At 59.4% G+C, this 22,119-nt stretch carries 20 protein-coding genes; 14 read left to right on the forward strand and 6 right to left on the reverse strand.

Features of this window, described 5'->3' with window-relative positions; genetic code table 11:
- Together AC1DJW_RS25505 and AC1DJW_RS25510 are read right to left on the reverse strand one after the other, a co-directional pair.
- The coding region (locus AC1DJW_RS25505; protein WP_476902846.1) for a Gfo/Idh/MocA family protein at positions 1-323 on the reverse strand (323 nt) is incomplete at its 3' end.
- The gene (locus AC1DJW_RS25510; RefSeq protein WP_476902847.1) at positions 320-1,057 is read right to left on the reverse strand and encodes a sugar phosphate isomerase/epimerase family protein; all 738 of its coding nucleotides are present in this window, start codon (positions 1,055-1,057) and stop codon (positions 320-322) included. The genes AC1DJW_RS25505 and AC1DJW_RS25510, both read right to left, overlap by 4 nt.
- 492 nt (positions 1,058-1,549) lie before the next feature.
- Between AC1DJW_RS25510 and AC1DJW_RS25515 the strand changes: the two genes are divergently transcribed.
- The 3 genes from AC1DJW_RS25515 (at position 1,550) to AC1DJW_RS25525 (ending at position 3,516) form a co-directional block, all read left to right on the forward strand.
- On the forward strand, positions 1,550-2,167 hold the full coding sequence (locus AC1DJW_RS25515; RefSeq protein ID WP_284756027.1) for an HAD family hydrolase: 618 nt from the start codon (positions 1,550-1,552) through the stop codon (positions 2,165-2,167).
- 102 nt (positions 2,168-2,269) lie between these two features.
- On the forward strand, positions 2,270-2,857 hold the full coding sequence (locus AC1DJW_RS25520) for a sugar O-acetyltransferase (RefSeq protein ID WP_284756026.1): 588 nt from the start codon (positions 2,270-2,272) through the stop codon (positions 2,855-2,857).
- Between the two features lie 5 nt (positions 2,858-2,862).
- Positions 2,863-3,516, forward strand: a complete 654-nt coding sequence (locus tag AC1DJW_RS25525; RefSeq protein WP_284756025.1) for a TetR/AcrR family transcriptional regulator — start codon at positions 2,863-2,865, stop codon at positions 3,514-3,516.
- A 48-nt stretch (positions 3,517-3,564) separates the two neighbouring features.
- Here the strand turns inward: AC1DJW_RS25525 and AC1DJW_RS25530 are convergent, their stop codons facing one another.
- Entirely contained in the window at positions 3,565-4,242 is a 678-nt protein-coding gene (locus AC1DJW_RS25530; RefSeq protein WP_476902848.1) for a TetR/AcrR family transcriptional regulator, read from the reverse strand.
- 289 nt (positions 4,243-4,531) lie between these two features.
- Between AC1DJW_RS25530 and AC1DJW_RS25535 the strand changes: the two genes are divergently transcribed.
- The 6 genes from AC1DJW_RS25535 (at position 4,532) to AC1DJW_RS25560 (ending at position 12,073) form a co-directional block, all read left to right on the forward strand.
- On the forward strand, positions 4,532-6,145 hold the full coding sequence (locus AC1DJW_RS25535) for a GMC family oxidoreductase (protein ID WP_476902849.1): 1,614 nt from the start codon (positions 4,532-4,534) through the stop codon (positions 6,143-6,145).
- Positions 6,142-7,935 carry a thiamine pyrophosphate-binding protein gene (locus tag AC1DJW_RS25540; RefSeq protein WP_390280238.1) on the forward strand — a complete coding sequence of 598 codons (1,794 nt, stop codon included), beginning with the start codon at positions 6,142-6,144 and terminating at the stop codon, positions 7,933-7,935. Before AC1DJW_RS25535 ends, AC1DJW_RS25540 begins: the two co-directional genes overlap by 4 nt.
- A 14-nt stretch (positions 7,936-7,949) precedes the next feature.
- Positions 7,950-8,786 (forward strand): sugar phosphate isomerase/epimerase family protein, encoded by an 837-nt coding sequence (locus AC1DJW_RS25545; protein WP_284756019.1) that lies wholly within the window; start codon positions 7,950-7,952, stop codon positions 8,784-8,786.
- Positions 8,787-8,928: 142 nt separating this feature from the next.
- Positions 8,929-10,242, forward strand: coding sequence for an ABC transporter substrate-binding protein (locus AC1DJW_RS25550; protein ID WP_284756018.1), 1,314 nt, complete (start codon positions 8,929-8,931; stop codon positions 10,240-10,242).
- Positions 10,243-10,271: 29 nt separating this feature from the next.
- Complete coding sequence (locus tag AC1DJW_RS25555) at positions 10,272-11,222, forward strand: carbohydrate ABC transporter permease (protein WP_390280234.1); 951 nt, start codon at positions 10,272-10,274, stop codon at positions 11,220-11,222.
- A complete protein-coding gene (locus tag AC1DJW_RS25560) occupies positions 11,219-12,073 on the forward strand; it encodes a carbohydrate ABC transporter permease (protein WP_284756015.1) in 855 nt (284 codons plus the stop codon). The genes AC1DJW_RS25555 and AC1DJW_RS25560 overlap by 4 nt, the downstream gene beginning before the upstream one ends.
- A gap of 182 nt (positions 12,074-12,255) precedes the next feature.
- Here AC1DJW_RS25560 and AC1DJW_RS25565 read toward each other — a convergent pair whose 3' ends face one another.
- Both AC1DJW_RS25565 and AC1DJW_RS25570 read right to left on the reverse strand, forming a co-directional pair.
- The gene (locus AC1DJW_RS25565; protein WP_476902850.1) at positions 12,256-13,224 is read right to left on the reverse strand and encodes a LysR family transcriptional regulator; all 969 of its coding nucleotides are present in this window, start codon (positions 13,222-13,224) and stop codon (positions 12,256-12,258) included.
- A 34-nt stretch (positions 13,225-13,258) separates the two neighbouring features.
- Entirely contained in the window at positions 13,259-14,680 is a 1,422-nt protein-coding gene (locus AC1DJW_RS25570) for an aspartate ammonia-lyase (protein WP_476902851.1), read from the reverse strand.
- 281 nt (positions 14,681-14,961) lie between these two features.
- Here AC1DJW_RS25570 and hisD point away from each other — a divergent pair, with 281 nt between their 5' ends.
- The 3 genes from hisD (at position 14,962) to AC1DJW_RS25585 (ending at position 19,354) form a co-directional block, all read left to right on the forward strand.
- Positions 14,962-16,260 (forward strand): histidinol dehydrogenase, encoded by a 1,299-nt coding sequence (gene hisD, locus AC1DJW_RS25575; protein ID WP_459343044.1) that lies wholly within the window; start codon positions 14,962-14,964, stop codon positions 16,258-16,260.
- A gap of 199 nt (positions 16,261-16,459) precedes the next feature.
- The gene (gene treS, locus AC1DJW_RS25580) at positions 16,460-18,724 is read left to right on the forward strand and encodes a maltose alpha-D-glucosyltransferase (protein ID WP_390280227.1); all 2,265 of its coding nucleotides are present in this window, start codon (positions 16,460-16,462) and stop codon (positions 18,722-18,724) included.
- Positions 18,725-19,078: 354 nt separating this feature from the next.
- Positions 19,079-19,354 carry a hypothetical protein gene (locus AC1DJW_RS25585; RefSeq protein WP_476902852.1) on the forward strand — a complete coding sequence of 92 codons (276 nt, stop codon included), beginning with the start codon at positions 19,079-19,081 and terminating at the stop codon, positions 19,352-19,354.
- 52 nt (positions 19,355-19,406) lie between these two features.
- On the opposite strand, the gene AC1DJW_RS25590 is transcribed toward AC1DJW_RS25585, so the two are convergent.
- Positions 19,407-20,300 (reverse strand): LysR family transcriptional regulator, encoded by an 894-nt coding sequence (locus AC1DJW_RS25590; protein WP_284756010.1) that lies wholly within the window; start codon positions 20,298-20,300, stop codon positions 19,407-19,409.
- A gap of 149 nt (positions 20,301-20,449) precedes the next feature.
- On the opposite strand from AC1DJW_RS25590, the gene AC1DJW_RS25595 reads away from it, so the two are divergent.
- Both AC1DJW_RS25595 and AC1DJW_RS25600 read left to right on the forward strand, forming a co-directional pair.
- On the forward strand, positions 20,450-21,610 hold the full coding sequence (locus AC1DJW_RS25595) for an iron-containing alcohol dehydrogenase (RefSeq protein WP_284756009.1): 1,161 nt from the start codon (positions 20,450-20,452) through the stop codon (positions 21,608-21,610).
- Positions 21,611-21,703: 93 nt separating this feature from the next.
- A partial coding sequence (locus AC1DJW_RS25600; RefSeq protein ID WP_476902853.1) for an aldehyde dehydrogenase family protein occupies positions 21,704-22,119 on the forward strand: 416 nt, incomplete at its 3' end.

Consider the following 22,119-nt stretch of genomic DNA (forward strand, 5'->3'; position numbering starts at 1 on the left):
TTCTCGGTCCAGACGTGCTTGCCCGCGTTCACGGCAGCCGTGGCCACCTCGACATGGGCTGCCGGGATGGTCAGGTTCACGATGATCTCGACGTCGGGATGGTTCAGCGCCAGCTCCGGCGAACCGAACTCGGGGATGCCGTATTCCTTGGCCCGTGCCTCCGCGGCTTCCTCGAACAAGTCCGCGATGACGTGGACCTTCAGGTCCGGGAAGACCGTCAGGTTGTCCAGGTAGGCCTTGCTGATGTTGCCCGCGCCGATGACGGCGACGCCAACGGGTCCCCGGCGGGCGGACGGGGTGGACTGGTGCGTTGCCGCGCTCATGCGTTCACGCCAGCTTCGAGGTACCGCAATGAGGCTTCCATCGCTTCAAAGATGTCTCCGGCGTAATCATCGAACTCCACAACGCCAACCTCCAAACCAGGGACCGCATTGATGGCTCCCCAGATGTCCATTTGTCCCTGTCCCGCGGGCAATTGGGCAAGGAGGTCCATATTCACGGGACCGTCCTTGATATGAATGGCCACAACCCTGCTGCCCAGCCGTTTCAGCAATTCCACGGGATCCTGGCCTCCAACAGCTGCCCAGTAGGTGTCGACTTCCAGGACCAGTTCCGGGTCAAGGAGGCCTTCGAAGTACTCCAGCGCCGTCTGGCCCTCGATGATGGACTCAAGTTCCCATTGGTGGTTGTGGTAGCCGACGCGGATGCCGTATTCGGCACCCTTCTTCGCCGCCTCGTTGAGCTTGGCAGCCGTTGCCTGGATGTCCTCGGCGTTCCGCCAGTGCTCGGCAGGCAGGTACGGATCGATCACGGTGGTTATGCCGAGCATTTTTGCGGCGGCGAAGATCTCATCCTGGTCCTGGCTCAACAGCGGCGCATGCCCCGTTGGAGCAGAAATGCCGTTGTCGGCGAAGGCACGGGCGAGCTCATCAGCGCGGGCAACAAAGTCATAGGGCTCAATCTGGTCATAGCCGATCTGCGCAAGGCGCCGGATGGTGCCGGGAAGGTCGTCTTCGACAGCGCTGCGCACGTTGTAAAGCTGGACAGAAAAGTTCATTGCGACGGATTCCTTTGATTTGGAGGGGCGTAGGCCATGCTGCTGACGCCTGGTCTTCTGACGGGACGTTGGAAGACGGACGGCCCCGAAAGTACAAAAGACTTACTTATGAAGATCAACTCAAGACTAAGGGAAACTTTTGATAGTTGGCAAGCAAAAGATGGATGCTACTCGATGAATCCTCTGGATGCGTACGATCGTCCACAAACCCTGCTGTCAGGAGTGCGCGCGAACCGTCCGAGGCTTGGACGCCGAGTCAAAGTGAGGAGTGAACGATCATAGCTGACTTTCATTTGAAACTCGTACGGTCTACTCTTTGAAACAAAGTATGTATTTGGCGAGCAAGGCGCCTGATTGATGTGCCCTTGCCGGGGCATTCAGCCCGCTGCCTTGCAGGCCGTCACGTGAGCGCATTCTTGGGTGAACCGCCCGCATCAGATGTCTCCTGCTCAACCGAACCATCGATTCCCAGTTGAAAGGCAAGCAAAGGCTATGGCCGTACAGGATTCAAGCGATGTACTGATCTTCGATCTCTTCGGTGTGATCGCCAAAGATCAAAGTCAAGAAGGTAGGGACGCACTATTGGCCACCGGAGGGGTCCCGGAGGAAGACTTTTGGGCGGCGTACTGGAACCAACGTCCGCCGTATGATCGCGGAGAGGTCACCGGCACCCAGTACTGGACCGCCGTTTCTGGCCAATTGGCTGCGAGTTTCGATCCGAACCGGATTGGGCAACTCATAGACCACGACATCGCCAGCTGGTCCGTCGTCGATGATCAGATGATCGCCCTGTTGGAGGACCTGTCCAGGACCCGACGTCTCGCGTTGCTCTCCAACATTCCGCGGGAGATCGGGGAATACTTTCTGCGAAGGCACCGGTGGCTCGACCTGTTCGAAGTCCGAGGACTGTCTTATCAGATCGGATATGCGAAGCCTGAACGGGAAACTTTCGCATGGTGTGTCCGCGAGCTCGGGATTGAACCCCACCGAGCCCTCTTTATCGACGACAGAGAGGAAAATATCCGAGCTGCCCAGCAAGCCGGGCTCCGGGGCCACCTGTTTGCATCTCGCGAGGCGCTCAGCCAGATGTTCGAGGCGAACAGAACCTGATGGGGGCCGGAGGCATTGCGGTAGTCCCAGTCCAGGGCATGCTTCTCATCGCGCGAGCTCGTCCGCCACGCCGAGTGGCCATTCTTTAGTACAGTTGTACACATGGCGGCCGAGTATTTCCGAGACGACCCCCGGAGCAACCACGAACGGATGCTCGCGGGCGATCTCTACATCTCCGATGATCCACAGATCCTCGCCCGACAGCAGCGCGCTATCCGCCTGGCCGGGGCATATGCATCTGCCTACGCTGAGGACATTGATGCGGCTCAGCCGCTCATACATGAGCTCATCGGATGCCTGGCCGAAGGTGCCCATATAAGGCCACCAATATTCGTCGACTACGGATCCAACATCAGCATCGGTGAGGGCACGTTTATTAACTTCAACCTCACTGCTCTTGACGTGGCCACGATTTCAATTGGAAGCCATTGCCAAATCGGCCCGAACGTCCAACTACTGACGCCGACCCACCCCGTGGCGGCCCAACCCCGAAGGGACAAGCTGGAATCGGCTAAGCCGATTGTCATCGAAGACAACGTGTGGCTCGGCGGGGGAGTCATCGTCCTTCCCGGCGTAACGATCGGCAAAAACACCGTCGTGGGTGCCGGGGCAGTCGTCAGCCGCGACCTGCCTCCCAATGTCGTAGCCGTGGGGATACCGGCTAAAGTCATCAAGTCCATTGAAAGCTAAGGAAAATGGCTAAACGGCGGGTTGATCCGGATCGGCGTGACCGAATCATTGAAGCGACATTGGACCTGATTGCTGCCGAGGGCGTGGCTGGCACTTCACATCGGAAAGTGGCTGCCCTTGCAGATGTCCCGTTGGGGTCCATGACCTATCATTTCGCGGGAATGGACGAACTTCTGCACGAAGCTTTCACGCGTTTTGCCACCCGTATCAGCGACCGCTTCGAGCGGCGAATGAACGAGGCTTCGACGATTGATGCGGTCAAGGAGGCCGTCGTCGAGATGATCATGCAGGATACCTATGGCGATCGGGACGCTCTCGTTCTCACGTTGGAGCTCTACACGCTGGCGGCCCGTCAAGCGAAGTTCCGGCACCTCACTCACGATTGGATGATGCGCAGCCGCCGTGCCTTTGAAAGGTACTTCGACCCGGATGTGGCTCGACAACTGGACGCGCTCGTCGAAGGACTTTCAATCCATCGAGCCTTTGAACCGCGCGACGACGACCGCGAGTTGGTGTCGAACGCCGTCGACAAGCTACTCAGGGAAGCGCCGTTGCATCCGGTAGCGCCTTCGCCGGTTGACGCTTCGATCACCTTTTCCGACGAGCTTCATCCGGCAGTGTCCATGCCTGCCCGTCGATTGCGCACTTCTGGCGGCTAGTCGGCGACGCGGCGTTGAAAGGCAAGCCAAGCTGCGGCCACCGCGCACCTAGGGATTACGCGATGGGTCCAAGGACCACGAGCCAGCGATGACTCTTGCTACCGGGTCGGCTGCAAGCGGTTCTCCGTCATTTGGGGCAACGCCCCTACGAAGAGTCAGGCCGTCCATGAGAATCTCCAGAATCTCCGCCGTTATTGGGTCGAAGTACCGTTTCAGGATTTTGGCGCTACCTTCTACCCACTTATTCGCGATGTTGCGCAAGGCAGGCTCACGAATGACCAAAGCCTGAAATTCGCGAGACAGGGCCATGTATCGTGGGGGATCAGCGGTGGCATCTTCTTGAATCATGGCCAAGATGACTTTGCCTGCGTCATGATGATCTCGTGCTGGTTGTAGCCGGTCCTCGAGCCGGGCGAGGGACTGGCTTACAAAGCGCTCGAACCCTGTTTCCAAGAGCTCGTGCATGCCGCTGAAGTGGTAGGTCATTGAGCCCAGGGGAACATCAGCCCGGGTAGCGATCTTCCGGAAACTAGTGCCGGCGACACCGCTGTCGGCAATGACCGCGAGCACTGCGTCAATAATCCGATTCCGACGATCCGGATCAAAACGTCGGATTCGGAAGGTGGCATCCGAACGGGCGGACCGCTCTACATCAGCGGGAAAACGGTCCGGCGGATCCTGTATATCCATCAACTCTGCACGCTCCCAATGTGTACGCTCGTACATTGTTTCCTATGTGTACGATCGTGCACTAGATTTCTAATGCGTACGATCGTACACTAATGGAACAGAATGTGAGCAAGGCCACGTGAGGAGCGTCCCAACTTGCAGAAAATCGCCTACCGGGAGACTCTAACCAAACTTCATGCTTGAGTAAATCCACAATCCGTGTACTCTTACTTATAGGTGATGTGACTCTCAGTGGTGACCTACTCCATAACTTCGTAGTCCGCTGGCAGGTCCAGACTCACGCACCCGGCCTAGCAATGGCCAGAACCGAGAGGTAAATTCCAAAATGACTGTTGAGACTTCTTTGCAGATCGATGGCCCTGCAAAGTCCAGCTACGACGTCGTAATCGTCGGAAGCGGCATGGGCGGCGGTACGCTGGCCTACGCATTGAAGGACGCTGGTGTCAGCGTATTGCTCATCGAGCGCGGAGGGTTCGTTCCGCAGGAGAAGCAGAACTGGGACCCGGACGCCGTGTTTGAGCACGGCCGGTATAAAAATGCTGAAAAGTGGTACTCCGACGCGGGAGAAGCTTTCAGCCCTGGCACGTACTACTACGTCGGTGGCAACACGAAATTTTACGGGTCATCCTTGGTGAGGTTTCGACGCGAGGATTTTGTCGCGAGCGAACACGAGGACGGTACTTCACCGGCTTGGCCGTTCACGTATGACGACCTCGCACCCTACTACTCCCGGGCAGAGAGGGTGTACAAGGTCCATGGAGACCAACACGATGACCCCACGTTGCCACGCGACGAGCCCTTTCCTTACCCTGCGATCGGGCACGAACCTGAGGTGCAGGCAGTTGCGGATGGGCTGAGCAAACAGGGACTGACTCCGTCCAGTATCCCGTTGGGAATCGACTGGCGCCAGGGCGGGGCCTGCATCCGCTGCCGCACTTGCGACGGTTTCCCATGTCGCGTCCTCGCCAAAATGGATGCCGACGTCGCGTGTGTACGACCGGCTCTTCAAACGGGCAACGTGGAACTGCTGACCGAGGCGTATGCCGAGAAGGTGCTCACCGACGAATCCGGCCAGACCGCTACGGGCGTACAGATCGTCCACAACGGAAAGACCGTCGTCGTCGAGGCCGGAAAGGTCGTCGTTTCTTGCGGCGCCGTCAACTCCGCGGCGCTGTTGCTCCGGTCCGCCACGGACAAACACTCCACCGGCCTCGCCAACTCTTCGGGAATGGTCGGCAGGAACTACATGGTGCACAACAACAGCATCATGATCGCCTTGCACCCCAGGAGGAACAAAGTTGAGTTCCAAAAGACGCTCTACTTCAATGACTATTACCTGAAGGGCAACGCGGATTTTCCGTACCCGCTCGGTCACGTCCAATTGATCGGCAAGCTCCAGGGCGCCATGCTGGTCGGTCAGAAGCCGCTCATTCCAAAATGGGCCCTTGAAATTGCGGCCGGCCACAGCATGGATTGGTGGCTCTTCACAGAAGATCTTCCGGATCCGGAAAACAGGGTGACCCTAAGGAACGACGAAGGCATCCAGATCAGTTGGAAGCCCAACAACGTTCGGGCACACCAACACCTCGTCAAGGAGATGAAACTCATTCTCCATAAGATGGGCTATCCACTGACCTTCAGTGAAACCACTGGTATTGCAGTGAACTCCCACCAGGCCGGAACGATCCGGGCCGGCGATGACCCGCGGTCGTCCGTGCTCGACCCCAACTGCCGGACCCATGATGTCAAGAACCTCTTCGTCGTCGACTCGTCCTTCTTTCCCTCGCTTCCAGTGATGAACCCGGCATTGACCATTGCCGCAAATGCCTTCCGTGTCGCGGAACATATCGTGCCCGGCGCAGCCCTGCGCCACTCCGAGACGCGCGACCCCGAATTCCTACCGCTAACCCCCGTATTTACAGGAAGTAAGAACAAATGACTGATCAGCAGCTGACCGGTGGACAGATGATTGTCGACTGCCTCATCCGAGAAGGCGTCGAGCGTGTCTTCGCCGTCCCCGGACACGGCAACACGGCACTTTTGGACGCCTTCGTTGACCGTGCAGACGAGATCGAAGTGATCCCCGCCATGCACGAACAAGGCGCCGCCCACATGGCTGACGGGTACTACCGCGCTTCTGGCAAGATCGCCGCAGTCTGCACCTCGATCGGACCCGGGGCAACGAACACCTTGACCGGCCTGGTCACCGCCTTCGCGGACTCGCAGCCCTTCATCCTGATCACCGGCGCCGTCCACACCTACATGGAAAACCGCGGAGTCCTTCAGGAAATCGACAGGCCGCACGGGAACAATTTCCCGCGCATGGCCGAGCCGGTCGTCAAGCGTTGGTGGCAGCCCAGCCGCCTTGAGCAGATCCCGATGGTCATGGACCAAGCCTTCAACACGATGTACGAAGGGCGGCGCGGTCCCGTGCTGGTGGACGTCCCGCAGGACCTGCAGGCCGAATACGGCGACTACAAGCGCATACCAGGTTCCCGCCGCGCCCAGACCCGCGCAACCGGTGACGCCACGGCAATCGCCGCCGCCGTGGCACTCCTCAAGTCTGCCAAACGGCCCGTCATCCTCGCCGGTGGCGGTGTCATTGCTGCCGCGGCAAGCGAGGAACTTCGTGCCATCGCTGAACGACTCGGCGCTCCGGTCACCCACTCATTCATGGGCAAAGGCTCCTTCCCTGCGGATCACGAACTTTACGCTTGGCCATGCGGCGACATGGGCTCCATCCCGGGAAACGGTGTCACCCGCACGGCCGATGTAATTCTCGCCGTCGGTTGCCGTTTCAGTGACCGCATCACGTCCTCCTACAAGGAAGGCGTCACCTTTAACATTCCGTCCATCACCAAGCTCGTCCAGATTGACATTGACGGATTCGAAATCGGCCGGAACTACCCGGTTGAGGTCGGAATCGTTGGCGACGCCAAGACTTCCCTGGCCGCCATCCGAGATGGACTGGGCGACGGACACGACTACCACGGCACCGAGTACTTCGCCGAGCTCCAGGACCTCAAGGCCAAGTGGGAAGAACACCTGCGGCCGATGCGTGAAACCGACTACCTCCCCATGACCAATTCACGGGCAATGGTCGAAATCCGCAAGGCACTGCCCCGGGACGGCATTCTGGTTACCGACTCCAGCAATCCGGCCAACCAGGCATTCAATGAATTCCCCATCTACGGGCCTAAGACGAACATCGTGGCCGGCGGCATGTCAGGAATCGGCTTCGGCCTCCCGGCTGCCATCGGCGCGCAAATCGCAGTTCCCGGGACACCGGTCCTGGCGATGGTCGGGGACGGCAGCTTCCTCCAGACAGGCACCGAGCTGTCCACCGCGGTGATGCTCGGCACACCGTTGGTCGTCGTCGTTCTGAACAACGGTGGCTGGGAAGCCATCAAGGATCTTCAGATCAGCCTGTTCGGCGCTGAGCGCCGCTTGGTCACGAATTGGAGCACTCCTGACGGGAAGCCCTACTTTGCCAACATTGCCGAGTTCGCACGTTCCCTGGGCTGCACCGCCGAGCGGATCGAAGACCCCGCAAAGCTCGCGCCGGCGATAGAACGTGCCTTCGCCACCGACGGGCCGGTCGTCATTGAGGCCATGAGCGCCACCGAGCTGCCGTGGACTGAGATGCATCCGACCGGTTGGTGGGACATCACCGTTCCGGCTTACCACGGTGACACCCGTGATGAATACGTCGCTCAGCGCGGGTTCTAACCAGGAGAAACATCATGGGTGACATCAAGCTCGGACTCAACCTCGAATTTGCACGATACGAAAACGGCTCATTTGACTGGGCGATGGACCGTGCAGCAGAAATTGGCTACCGCTATGTCGAACCGATGGTCCACTGGGGCCGGGAGTTGCTCAGCGAGGCCGGCTATTTCCACAGCCGCTCGATGCTGGACGACCCGCTCAAACTCAAGCAAGCAGCTGAGAGCCGGGGCCTTCAGATTTCATCGCTCTCAAGTCATGCCCCCCTGGCCAAACCCGACATCGCCGTGGACTACCTCAAACAGTCCATCCGGTACGCAGCGGAGTGCGGGGCGCCGATGATCATGGTCGACGACGGGCCCTTGCCGACGTGGACCACAGAGGAGGAGAACTTCACATTGATGAAGTACACCCTGCAGGAGGCAGCCCTCGTCGCCGAACCTCGCGGGATCGCAATTGCGATCGAAACCCATGGTCCTTACACGGCCACACCGGCCGGGTTGGACCGCCTGATGAAGCTGATCGACTCGCCAGTCCTAACGATCAATCTGGATACCGGGAACAGCTACCTGAGTGAAAATGATCCCCATGCTTGGCTGGAAGACATCGTGTCAAACGTCACGCACATGCACGCCAAAGACATCTCAGTCGAGGATGCCAAGAGATACCGCGGCAAGGTCCGCGGGATGCTTGGCTGCGCCTGCGGGGAAGGGGTCATTGACTGGGAACGGATCGTCCGCACCCTCGCGGATGCTGACCACGATGTGGTCCTCTCAGTCGAGTGCGGTTCGCTCGATGCAGCGGTAAAGAGCTACAGCTACCTCAGCGAGCTGATCTCAAAAGTGCGCACCTAACAGAGATCGGTCCCTGATCCGGCCGCCGGATCCGCGCATCCGGCGGTCGTCGAAGCCGGACCCAGATGTCCACGCGAGGCGGGAAAACCAAGGACAAAGATGACCAATCCCGCCCCCCTCAACCAGCAAAAAGGAAGAAGCCATGAAGAATATACTTCCCCCCACCGCCATGTCTCGTCGCGGTTTCCTCGCCCTCACGGGGGCTGTTAGCCTCACCGCTTCCATCAGCGCGTGCGCCGCCGGCGGTGCCGGAAACGCTTCGGCGGGTGGCGGTGGCACTATCAAGTTCTGGGATATGCCGTGGGGCAATCAGGACTACTTGGGCGCGGCCCAAGGTCTAACCCAGGCCTACAAGCCTGGCGATGGGTTGCCTGGAGCGTCCTATCAGCAGGTCAACTGGGATGGATTCAACCAGACGTTTTCCTCCGCAATCGCTTCCAACACAGGCCCTGCCGTCTCAACGGGCGGTGGATTCCAGGCCTTCCAGTTCGCGAAGCAGGGTGCCATCGCCTACGCCGACAACCTCATCGATTCCTTTAAGAAGGACGGCACCTACGACGACTTTCTCCCACACACACTTGATGCCATGAAGACCTCCGACGGTTACGTCGGAATCCCGTGGAACCTCGACGTCCAAGTCTTGTGGTACCGCAAGTCGATCCTGGACCAGATCGGAGCAACGCCGCCGCAGTCCTGGGATGACGTGCTGGACGTGGCAAAGAAGGCTTCTGCCAAAGGTTATGTCGGTTTCGGCATCAGCGGCGGCAGCGGTAACTACGGACCCATGGCAGTGCTGAGCCTGATGATCAACAACGGCGGTGGCCTCTTCAACTCCAATGGCGACCTCGACATCGTCAATGACCGCAATGCGGAGGCAGTTGATTTCCTCACCGAGCTGGTCAAGCAAGGTCTCGTCGATCCAGGCTCCGTGAGCATGAAGGACGACGATCTCACCACTCTCTGGACGAATAAAAAGGTAGCCCTCGGGTTCCAAAGCCCGGCATTCAACAACGTCGTCGGCGACGAGAAGGACGTCCTCGTTACGGACCCCCTCAAGTCCCACCGCGGCGAGGTCGGGGGACTGTACTACGTGAACAACATCATGATGTACAAGAACACACCATCCCAGGCCGGGTCTGAAGCCTTCACCTCGTACTACATCAAGAACATGAAGACCCTCTGGCAGAAAGGCGTCATGCAGGGACTGCCCGCCCTGAAGTCCATCACCGAGATCCCAGAATTCAAAGCAAACGCACAGAACACGGCCGTCGTCGAGAAATGGCAGCCGATTTGCAAGACGACCGCGGCTCAATCGAGCGCCCTTACCGCCAAGCTCGCAACCATTGACGGCGGCCAGGCCATGACGGACTTCTGCCAGACCGTCCTCGCCGGAAAAACCCCGTCCAAGACCATCCTGACCAAGCTTGAGAGCGACATCAAGGCCGCCATCTCCTAGCGAAGCAATAGCGAAAGCCGTCACACACCATGAGCACCTCCGTTCGCCGCACTGAACTACCTTTGACGGTGAGGACGCCGACCCACGAACCGCTGAACCGCCGCCGAAGGAGCAGTCCCGGCCGCGCGCCTGCAACCAAGCTCTTCCTGATCTTGCCGTCAGTCGTCATACTCATCCTCACGAACGCGTACCCGATCGCCTACGCTGCCTTTCAGGCCCTGCATAACGGGAGCCTGATCTCACCAGGGGAGTTTGTCGGGGTTGACAACTTCGCAAAAGTCCTGGCCGATCCTGCCTTCTGGCGAGCAGCGGGATTTACCGCTGTCTTCGCGGTCGCAGGCGTCTTCGGAAGCTGGATCATCGGGATCGCAATCGCACTCCTGCTCCGTACCCGGATTCCAGCCAAAGGGCTCCTCAAGACAATTCTCCTGCTTCCGTGGGTTGTGCCGATTGTCGTCTCGGCCATGTCCTGGAACTGGCTCATAGGAACGAGTTCCAGCCCTGTCCCGACGATCTTCCACGCGCTGGGCTTCGGGGACGCCATCTTCCTCTCCGATCCGCTTGGCGCCCAGATCACGGTCTGTCTGTTCGAGATCTGGGTCAACTTTCCGTTCATGATGCTCATGATGAGCGCGGCTCTGAGCTCCGTAGATGAAAGTATTTACGAGGCCGCCAAGATCGACGGCGCCGGCGCCTGGCAACAGTTCCGTTACATGACACTGCCTATCATCGCGAAGCCCACGTACATCTCCTGGGTCTTGATGGCGATCTTCTGCGTCAACGACTTCCCGACCGTGTATCTCCTCACCCATGGTGGCCCGGTCGGCGCGACGAACACCCTGGTTGTCCTGGCCTACAAGACCGTATTCCAGAACTTCCAGACAGGCCCGGGCGTTGCCATCGCCTTCCTCATGACCCTTGCATTGGCCATTGTGGCCGTGCTGCTCTTCCGACAGATCCGAAAGTCGACCTCACAATGACCACTGCAACACTCAGAACCAAGATCGCAACACCACGGCGGTCCATCGAAGCAGGAAGTCGCGGGCAATGGCTGCGCTTTGCGATCCTTGTCGCACTAGCAGCATTCGCCCTCATCCCCATTGCGGGAACCGTTGGCCTCTCCCTCCGGGCGAACAATGGGACGGGCTCCCTAACCCTGGAAAACTTCGCCAACGTGCTGAGCAGCAGCGGCACGGTCGCCTGGCTGGTCAACAGTCTCCAGGTTGCATTGGCGACTGTCGTGGTGTCGGTAGCAGTCGCGGCACCGGCCGGCTATGTTCTATCGCGAGGGAGGGGCCGGCTCGTCGGAGGCTATTCCCTCCTGCTCTTCGTCGTACAGGCCCTGCCTGTGATCACGTCCGTGATTCCGTTGTTCATCCTCTTCTCCCACATCGGGCTGGCTGACAATCTCGTCGGGATCACCATTCTGTATGTCGCAAGTTCCATGTCCGTCGCGACGTGGATGATGGCCTCCTATATGGACGGGATCCCCGGGAGCCTCGAAGAGGCTGCATGGATCGATGGAGCATCGGTGTTCAAAGGATTCCTTCACATCGTGCTCCGGAACTCGCTGCCAGGTGTCCTCTCGACAGCCATCTTCACCTTCCTGATGGCCTGGAACGACTACCTTGTCGCATCGATCTTCCTACGCTCAGCAGGAACCTTCACGCTCCCGATCGGCGTCCAGACCTTCTTTCAGCAGCACTCGACCGACTGGGGATCCGTTATGGCGGTTGCCGTCATCATGCTGCTCCCACCCACGATCATCTTCGCGACACTGAACAAGTTCTTCAGCGTCGGAGGTGTCGCGGGATCATTGGCGGGCCAGTAAGGGTTCCCCGCATTTCTCGCGGAGGTCGGCTGGGCGTACCAGGACCACCCTATGTTCCTGCAGGACTTGGCTTGTCTCAATAGGAGTGGCCGGCATCGAGTAGATGCCGGCCACTCCTATTTCTGAAAGTGACGATATCGGCGGCGGAGAAGTATGGACCTGGACTCGAAGGACTTTTGTCGTCAGTGACTTTCGGTCAGAAACGCTTCAATGTCGCGCGCGCCATCGAGTATTTCGGCCGTGCCATGGTCGGAGGTCTGGTGGTCAATAAGCGCTGAATGTGCCAAACGGGCCATCTCCTTGGTCGGCGGAGAGAGAAGCTGCCCGCGTCTCTTGATGAGGGCCAGAGTGTCAAACATTGGCTCAGCCAAGGAGACAGCCTGAAGCCCACGCGGGAAGACCTCGGACTCAAGCGAAGCCCTGCAGGCTATCGTGTCGCCGAATCCGTCCGCAGCCAGCGACAGCGCAGCTGACAGATACTCGACTTCAATGCCAGCATTAAGGGACAAACCACGCAGTCGAGCCCGGGAAGAGAGTTGCTTTCGGGCGGGATCTGTCTGAGCGTAGTGAGCGTCGTAGAGGATCAGGGGAGCGCTGCAGATCGCGGCGATATCCGGGGGTGTCTGGACCCGCTCCGGAACGGCACTGACGTAGACCACCTCATCCCGGGCCAGGGGAAGTACGTCGAGGCGATCGTCATCAATCGGCAAAGTGACCAGGCCCGCTTCAAGATGTCCCGAAACGACATCGCTGACTGTTTCGGCGCTATTCTGACCCACGAGGCGGATACGCACATTCGGGTGTTTCTCGCGAAAGCGCTTGGCCAGATCCTGACGGATGTAGAACTCTGCATTTCGCAGGAGCCCGAACGTTGCGGTACCATCGCCCAGGGAAAGTAGGGCGTTTACTGCTTCGGTGCCCTGCTTGGCGGAGAAAATGGTCTGCTCCGCGTAGGGCAACAGCTGCTCACCGGCCGCCGTGAGTACGAGAGCCCGGCCACTGCGGTTGAACAGTGGCACGCCAAACTCTGTTTCCAGCCGGCGGATGAGGTCCGACACTGCCGGCTGGCTCATGCCCAATTCGGCAGCGGCAGCCGTGAAAGTCTGTCCGCTGGCTGCTGCCACAAATGCTTCAAGTTGGGCCAAGGTCATAAGTCAATCCTATAGCTCACGGGTAGATGATGCTCTACTGCTCTCCCGGGAAGATGCCACCGCCGGCGATTGCCTGTGGGTGAAGCAGCCGGCCCAGGAGCTCCGGGTCGAGGAGTGCCCTGTCCAACACAAGATCAACAACGGCCTTGCCGGTGCGCAGTGCTTCCGCGGCAATCTCGCCGGACATGTGGTACCCCAAATAGGGGCTCAGAGCCGTAACGACGCCGACACTCCGAGCGACATGGTCGTGGAGTGTTTGTTCGTTGGCAGTGATTCCGTCGATGCAAGCGTCCGCGAGCGTGTTTGCCGCTATCCGGAGGTGGTTAATGCTTCGAAACAGGCTCGAGGCTATGATCGGCTCGAAGGCGTTCAGTTGCAGCGGTCCTGCTTCCGCAGCGAGGGATATTGTTACGTCGGCGCCCATGATCTCAAATGCGACCTGGTTCACCAGTTCAGGGATGACCGGGTTCACTTTCCCGGGCATGATGCTGGAACCGGCTTGTCGGGCAGGAAGGTTGATCTCGCCGAACCCGGCGCGAGGTCCGGAAGACAGGAGGCGAAGGTCGTTGCTGATCTTGGACAACTTGACGGCTGCCCTTTTCACTGCGGCGGAAACCAGAACGAAGACGCCGCAGTCCTGAGTGGCTTCTACCAGGTCGGGGCTGATTGTCACGGGCAATCCCGTGACTGCCTCAAGCTTCTCTCTAACTATCGACGCGTAGCGGGGATGCGCGTTCAATCCGGTACCGATCGCCGTCGCCCCGAGGTTGATTTCGTGCAGATGCACCACGGCCTCAGTCAGCCGCGCCACGTCCTCCCTGATGGTGACGGCATAGCTTCTGAATTCCTGGCCCAATGTCATGGGTACCGCGTCCTGCAATTGGGTTCGCCCCATCTTCAGAATGTGGTCAAACTCCCGCGCCTTTCGTTCACACGCGGTCTGAAACTTTTCGAGTGCGCCGACGAGGGCATGGCAGCCGTGGATAGTGGCAAGTTTCAAGGCGGTTGGATAGACGTCGTTCGTCGACTGGCCCATATTGACGTGTTCGTTGGGACTGACGAGACCGTACGAGCCTCTTGGTTCATTGAGGTGGTCCAGCGCGCGATTGGCGATGACCTCATTGGCGTTCATGTTTGTTGAGGTTCCAGCGCCTCCCTGGATCAAAGGAATCGGAAACTGGTCGTCGAACTTTCCCGATCGCAAGTCCTGGCAAGCGGCAACGATGGCGGCGCCTAAGTTCGGGTCCAGCAATCCGAGTTCCATATTGGCTCTTGCCGCCGATTCCTTGACCGCTGCGATTGCGCTGACGAGGCCGGGCGCGCTACCCACCGTTTCCCCGCCCAGCCGGAAGTTCTCCATTGCCCTGAGCGTGTGGATTCCCCAATAGGCCTCAGCCGGGACCTCACGGACACCCAACAGGTCTGTCTCTACGCGCGTTCGCTGTTCCTGATCCATCACCTAACTCCGAGACTGGCTGTTACTGGGGCGTCACGAGTTCAGGACTGAACATCCAGGCCTGGTGCGGACGCGCTGTGCATTCATAAGTAAACCTTCTGAATTATGGAGAAAGGCTAGCATTTACTTTAGCAAGATGCTACGGTTGGATCTCGAAGGATAAGGAAATGCTTCCCACTCTGCTGTTTATCAAAGCTTAATACTATGCTTGAGTGGTTTCCAAGTAACGAGGAGCACACGCACTACTTGCGCTCTGGCTCCAGCAACGAAAGAGAAAACCATTGCGCACTTCCCTCAAGAATGCTGACGTCACCATCTCGGACCCCACCTCGTCTTCGGGCGTGAGGCAAACGGTCGAAACCGTCATCTCGGACATTCGCGAACGCGGCGACGAAGCCGTTCGGTCCTACTCCGAGAAGTTTGACAAGTGGTCTCCCACATCGTTTCTCCTCTCCCAGGAAGAGATTGATGCGGCTATCGACCGGCTCCCGGAGCAGACGGTTGAAGACATCAAGACTGTCCAGCGCAACGTCGAAAGGTTCGCCCGGCTGCAGCTCAAGTCGCTGACAGAGTTCGAAGCCGAGGTCGAACCCGGCATCATTCTCGGCCAGAAGAACATCCCGATCGACGCCGTAGGTGCCTACGTTCCCGGTGGTCGTTACCCGCTTCTGGCCTCAGCCCATATGACCATCGTGACTGCAAAGGTTGCCGGCGTCCGCAGGGTGGCCGCCGCTACGCCAGCGGCTGGCGGAGTAATCCCCGACGCCTCGATTGCGGCCATGCACTTGGCTGGAGCAGACGAAATCTACTTGCTCGGCGGAGTCCAGGCAGTCGCAGCCCTGGCCGTGGGCACCGAGACAATTGGGCCCGTGGACTTCCTTGCCGGCCCCGGCAATGCATACGTCGCTGAGGCCAAGCGGCAGTTGTTCGGTGAAGTTGGCATCGATCTCTTCGCAGGACCCACCGAGGTTCTCATCGTCGCCGACGAAACGGCCGATCCTTTCCTGATCGCTGTTGACTTGCTCAGCCAGGCCGAACACGGTCCGGACTCTCCTGCGATTCTTGTGACGACCTCGAAAGAGGTCGGACAGCAGGTGCTCGAGGAAATCGACCGTCAACTGGCTGGCTTGTCGACCCGCGCAGTCGCAGAAGTGGCTTGGCGCGATCACGGCCAGGTGATTCTGGTCGACGACCTCAAAGAGGCATACGCCGTCGCTGACGAGTTTGCCAGCGAGCATGTCCAGATCCTGACGGCCAACCCCCGCGAAGCACTGGACAGCATGATCAACTATGGAGCGCTGTTCCTGGGGGAAAATACCTGTGTTTCCTTCGGCGACAAGGTCATCGGCACCAACCACGTTCTTCCGACCCGCCATGCCGCCCGATACACCGGCGGACTCTGGGTAGGGAAATACATCAAGACCGTAACCTACCAGGAGATAACCTCGGTTGCCGCCAGTGCCGAACTTGGCGAACTACTCGGTAGGGCGGCCCGGGCGGAGAACTTCGAAGGCCATGCGCGCTCCGGCGACATCAGGGCCTCTCGCCTTGCAGGAGAACGGCCGGCCTGGGCTTCCTAGCGATACCTAGGGTGGAGCGCGAACCGCAGGCGCTCCACCGACCGGGTCGCGGAAGCGACTCATCAATGTCCACCAATGGCGAGGGCGCGGATCCCCGGCGCAAGCTCCACAGCGTGGGACCGAACCATGGTCTAGTGCGGACACCTTCGCCTAGGCTAACGGCCACAGCAAAGTCTGGAAGGGACGAGGTTACCTGCAAATGAACACTCCGGAATCCATGAACCGTGAATCAGCGGAAGAACCGAGCGACGACCAGGCCGTGACGGCAGCCTTGTCTGAGATTACCTACGACGAGCAGTTCTATCCTGCCCGCCCCCGTCAGCTCCGTCCCAAGGCCCGCCGTCGCCAAACACTGGATGAGGGGCGACCGCCGTTTGACCCGGACGGGCGGAACGCCGTCTATGTTGAGTGGCTGAGAAACCAATCCATGCTCGGCGATGCCGATGCCATGTCAAGGCAGCTGTCCGGCCAGGCGAGCATGTGGCAAAAACCGTTCGCACATCCAAGTCCCCGCTCAGCCCTGGACAGGGCGTCGGTATGGTTCACCGCGTATCCCTTGTCCTTTATTACAGCTCCAGGGCAATCGTTCTTGGGGGCGCTGGCGCAACCCACCCTTTGGGATGCGTTTCAGGAAATCGGCATACATGCTCTGCATACGGGACCCGTGAAGCGCGCCGGAGGAATCACCGGCTGGGACTACACGGCCAGCGTGGACGGACACTTCGATCGAATCAGCATGGCCATCGATCCGTCTTTCGGGACCGAAGAAGAATTCCGAGCAATGTGTAGGGCCGCCACCGATCATGGCGCAACGATCGTTGACGACATCGTTCCCGGGCATACGGGCAAGGGCCCGGACTTTCGTCTGGCGGAAATGAATTACAAAGACTATCCCGGGATCTACCACATGATCCATATCCCGGAGTCTGACTGGCATCTGCTTCCGGATGTCCCCGAAGGCAAGGACTCGGTCAACATCAGCATCGACGCCGAGAAGGCACTTCAAGAGGCAGGCTATATTATTGGCCAACTGCAGCGCGTGATCTTTTATGAGCCCGACGTCAAAGAGACGAACTGGAGCGCCACGCGGGCGGTGTCCGGCACGGATGGCACGATGCGCCGGTGGGTCTACTTGCATTATTTCAAAGCCGGACAGCCGTCCATCAACTGGTTGGACCCGACTTTTGCAGGCATGCGACTTGTCATCGGCGACGCGCTCCACTCGCTGGTGGATCTTGGAACGGGCGCCTTAAGGCTGGACGCGAACGGATTTCTCGGCGTCGAGAAGAGCGCGGAGGAACTCCCCGGTTGGTCAGAGGGGCATCCCCTGTCCCAGGCCGCGAACCAGCTCATCGCGAGCATGGTGCGAAAGGTCGGTGGCTTCACGTTCCAGGAGCTCAACCTCACCATCGACGACATAAAGGAAACCTCCGTAAACGGACCCGATCTCTCCTACGACTTCGTGACCAGACCTGCCTACCACCATGCACTTGTTACCGGAAATACAGAGTTCCTTCGCCTCACACTCCGGTTGGCAATGGAGGCCGGCGTCGATCAGGCCTCCTTGGTCCATGGGCTGCAGAACCACGACGAACTGACATACGAACTCGTCCATTTCACTACCCGGCATAAGGATGAGACCTTCAATCTCTTCGGCCAGAACCTGACCGGGGCCGGCGTCGCTGAGCGGATCCAGAATGATCTCCGGGACGGCCTCACGGGAGAGGCCGCGCCGTACAACCTGCTGTTCACCACGAACGGCATCGCTTGCACCACCGCGAGCGTCATCACGGCCGCACTGGGCATACGGGACCTCGAAACCATGACCACCGAGCAGGTGGATCAGGTCCGCGACGTGCACTTGCTTTTATCGATGTACAACGCGTTGCAGCCTGGGGTTTTTGCTCTCTCAGGCTGGGATCTCTTAGGGGTTGTTTCCGTGGATGTCGACAAAGTGGCTCAATTAGTGTCTACGGGCGATACCAGGTGGATCAACCGCGGTGCGCACGACCTGATGGGGGTCAACCCCGGTGTTGCCGAGTCGTCATCCGGTCTCCCCAAGGGGAGGAGCTTGTATGCAACGCTTCCTGAGCAGCTGAAGGACGAGACGTCTTTTGCTCGAAAGCTGTCCGTCATCCTCGCTAAACGCGAAGAGCTCCAGCTTGCAAAAGGCGAACTCATCGACGTCCCTGACGTTTCGCACCCAGGGATGCTCGTCATGGTTCACCGGCTTCCCTCAGACTCCATCGCGGTCACTGTTCTGAACTTCACCGGCGAAGACATTTCCGGAACGGTCAACTCGACACTTCTGACCCCCGGCGCCGACGTATCGGATGCCTTTACTGGAGAGACTCTCAATTCAGTGGACGACCTACACAGTTTCTACTCCGATGTTCCCGCCTTCGCGGGAAGTCTTCTTGTGCTTCGAGAACCCGCACCAAAAGGCGGAGAAGAAGCGCCCTGAGCGCGGGATAAGGAAAGGGGGCCCATGGGCACGAAGATTCTATGGCGCCGCCGTCGTGATGAGTCATCACCTCTGCACTGGACTGAGACTGCCAGGCCCAGGTTGTCACGTATCGGCGCCCGGAACCAGATCGGAGAGCCTGCGCAACGAACTCCGTCAACGATGCTTCCAAGCGGCAGCCTATTCAGCACCATCTATGCGGGTCGCCATATCTGGTTTTCAGGCGCCAGATCGGAATGATCGGTAGGAGCTCGCTTGCGCAAGGCCTCCGTCCACCCCTCGTCGCACCCGAGGACGGATACGGCGTGCAAAAGAACCCAGCCAGGCCATCCTGGCTCCTAACGTTGGAAACCTATGAATGATTACTACTTCGCCGGCGTCGCACGCGCCGCAGGCATTGGAAGCGATCTCCGACTTCGACATGACTGGGGCCTTGCCAAGGGGCAGGTCGTGGAAGTGCGCCATCGCAACATTCCACCACGCACTGGATTGGTGGAAGACGTTACGGCGGACGGCTCCATCCTTTGGCTAGCTGCCGATGGTCCCTCCACCCGAACAATGGTCGACAGATCAGAAGGATATGAAATCTGGGGCGACGAGGGTGGCTCAAGGGATGCGGCATGCACCTGATCGAAGCAGAGCGGGACTCGATTCCTTGGGTGTGGGTGCCGTATTGGCCGGCCTACCGTATCGGCTCCAGGTAGGGGTGGGAGGCCGCGAGGTCGAAGAGCGCGTTCTGGACGGCCTTCGTTCGCGCCAGACGCTGGAGTTCGCGCGGAACCGCGAGCCAGTACTTCCTGCGGATGTGAACCGTATCCGCAAGAATCCGCACGAGGCGTCGATCGGATTCGCCAATGAACAACGGAAGAACTGCCACTCCAAGGCCAGCAACAGTGGCCATCCACTGCCCCGTGATGTTGTTTGTCTGTATAGCGGGGCGGACTCCAGGCAGCGCCGTGTCCAGGAAGCGCAAGTCAGGAATATCCAGAAGTGAATCGACGTAGCCGATGACCGAATGGTCTTGCAGGTCATCCACGACTGCAATGGTCGCATTGGATTCCAAGTACTGTGGTGCGGCATACAGGCCAAGCGGGTAGGTTGCCAGGGCTGTGGCCGAGACACCGCGAATAGTGGGCTCGGCCAATGAAATCCCGACGTCGAACTCCTTCGTGGCAAGCAGGTTCAAACGGGTCGCCGTCACGATCTCGATGGCAAGATCCGGATGTTTGCTTCTTAGGCCTCCAAGCCCGGGACTCAGTACGAAGGCTCCGAATCCATCCGGGGTTGCGATGCGGACCGTTCCCGACAAACGGCCCGGCTCAGATCCCAGCTCTTCTGCCGCCGCCAAGAGCGACGACTCGACTGCCTCGGCGTGTATAGCCAGCCGCTGACCGGCGTCCGTGAGCGTCCAGCCGCCGGTCGACCGTACGAAAAGCCGGGAAGCAGCCGCTCGCTCAAGGTGGGAAATTCGCCGTCCCACGGTGGTGTGGTCCACCCCGAGGCCTCGAGCGGCGGCTACCAGTTTCCCGGTCCGTGCAACCTCAAGAAAGAAACGTAGATCATCCGCGGAAATCATCCCATTAGCTTATCGTGCAATTATGCACAGCCGGTGGCACATTTGGGCATTGATTCGGACTATGAACGCACTGAAACTTGAAACGGATATTTACACGGAACCGCCTTCGACGCACAGGTGCGAGGGCGGTCGGAAAACGAAGGTGTTCCATGGTCGCAAACATCGCTCTTCCCCGAGTCATGAAGGTTGGAAGAGGTGCCGTAAGTCAAGTCGGCACCCTGCTGAGGGAACTGGGCGCAACTCGTCCACTCATCGTCACGGATTCGTTCATGCTGACTACAGGCAGCGTTGATTCGATCATGCACTCGATCCGGCAAAGCGGTTTTGAGGCTGCGATCTTCTCAGGCGTTGTGCCCGACCCCACGACCGCTTCCCTGAGTGAGGGCGTCGCAGCAGTGCAGGACCACGATGCTGACGTCATCATCGGCCTTGGTGGTGGCAGTGCGATTGACACCGCCAAGGCTCTCGGCCTGCTCAGTCGCCAGGGCGGCCAAATGCGGGATTTCAAGGCGCCCCGGAACAACAACGGGCCTTCTGTTCGGGTTGTCGCTATTCCCACAACTGCAGGCAGCGGCTCGGAAGCTACTCAGTTCTCGATCATTAGCGACTCTGAGACCCACGAGAAGATGCTCTGCGCAGGGATCTCGTTCCTGCCAGTGGCGGCAGTTATCGACTACGAGCTCACGCTGTCGATGCCGCCCCGGCTGACCGCGGATACGGGCATCGACGCCTTGACCCATGCGATAGAGGCCTACGTCAGTCGGAAAGCCAACTCCTTTTCCGATGCCTTCGCTTTGTCTGCCATTCGGGCTATCGGCCCAAACTTGAGGCGCGTCTACGCGGACGGAACGAACGCGAAGGCCAGGGAAGCCATGATGCTGGCTTCCACACAGGCAGGCATCGCATTTTCCAACTCCAGCGTGGCCCTCGTTCATGGAATGAGTCGACCGATTGGTGCCCACTTCCATGTTGCCCACGGTTTGGCCAACGCAATGTTGTTTCCGTCTGTCACGGAATTCTCGGTGTCGGCCGCGGCGCCAAGATACGCAGACTGCGCCAGGGCGCTTGGCATCGTGAGTTCGAGCAGTTCGGATCAATATGCCGCCGAGTCTTTGGTGGCTGAGTTGCACGCTCTCAACCGCGACCTCAACGTTCCAACACCCGAAGCCTTTGGGATCGACCGCGCAGCCTGGGAGGAAAAGATCCCTCTAATGGCGGAGCAGGCGCTCGCTTCCGGCTCCCCGAGCAACAATCCCCTCGTTCCGGACACTGAGCAGATCGAAGGTATCTACAAGGAAATCTACTCTTAGCTCCTCTGAAAATACCCGGACCAAAGAACCACTGTCTGCCGGCGTGAACCCGGTACGGCCTTCCCAACTTGAACACTCTGAAAAGGATCCACCATGACCATGATCAAGCATTTCATCAACGGTGTTGAAACCGCCGGCGCGGGTGACCGCAGCCAGCCGGTGTACAACCCGGCCACCGGTGCCGTGTCCGCCCAGCTGCGGCTCGCGAACCGGGCGGACCTGGACGCCACCGTCGCCGCGGCGAAGGCCGCGGCCGAGAAGTGGGGCGATTTCTCCCTGGCCAAGCGCACCGCGGTCCTGTTCAAGTTCCGCGAGCTCGTCGCCTCCCACGTGGACGAACTCGCGGCCCTGGTCACGGCCGAGCACGGCAAGGTCATCTCCGACGCGAAGGGCGAGATCGGCCGCGGCCTGGAGGTCATCGAGTTCGCCTGCGGGATCCCGACCCTGCTCAAGGGCGAGTACTCGGACCAGGTCTCCACCGGCATCGACGTGTTCTCCTTCCGCGAGCC

The organism is Arthrobacter sp. 05L417 (assembly GCF_056397865.1).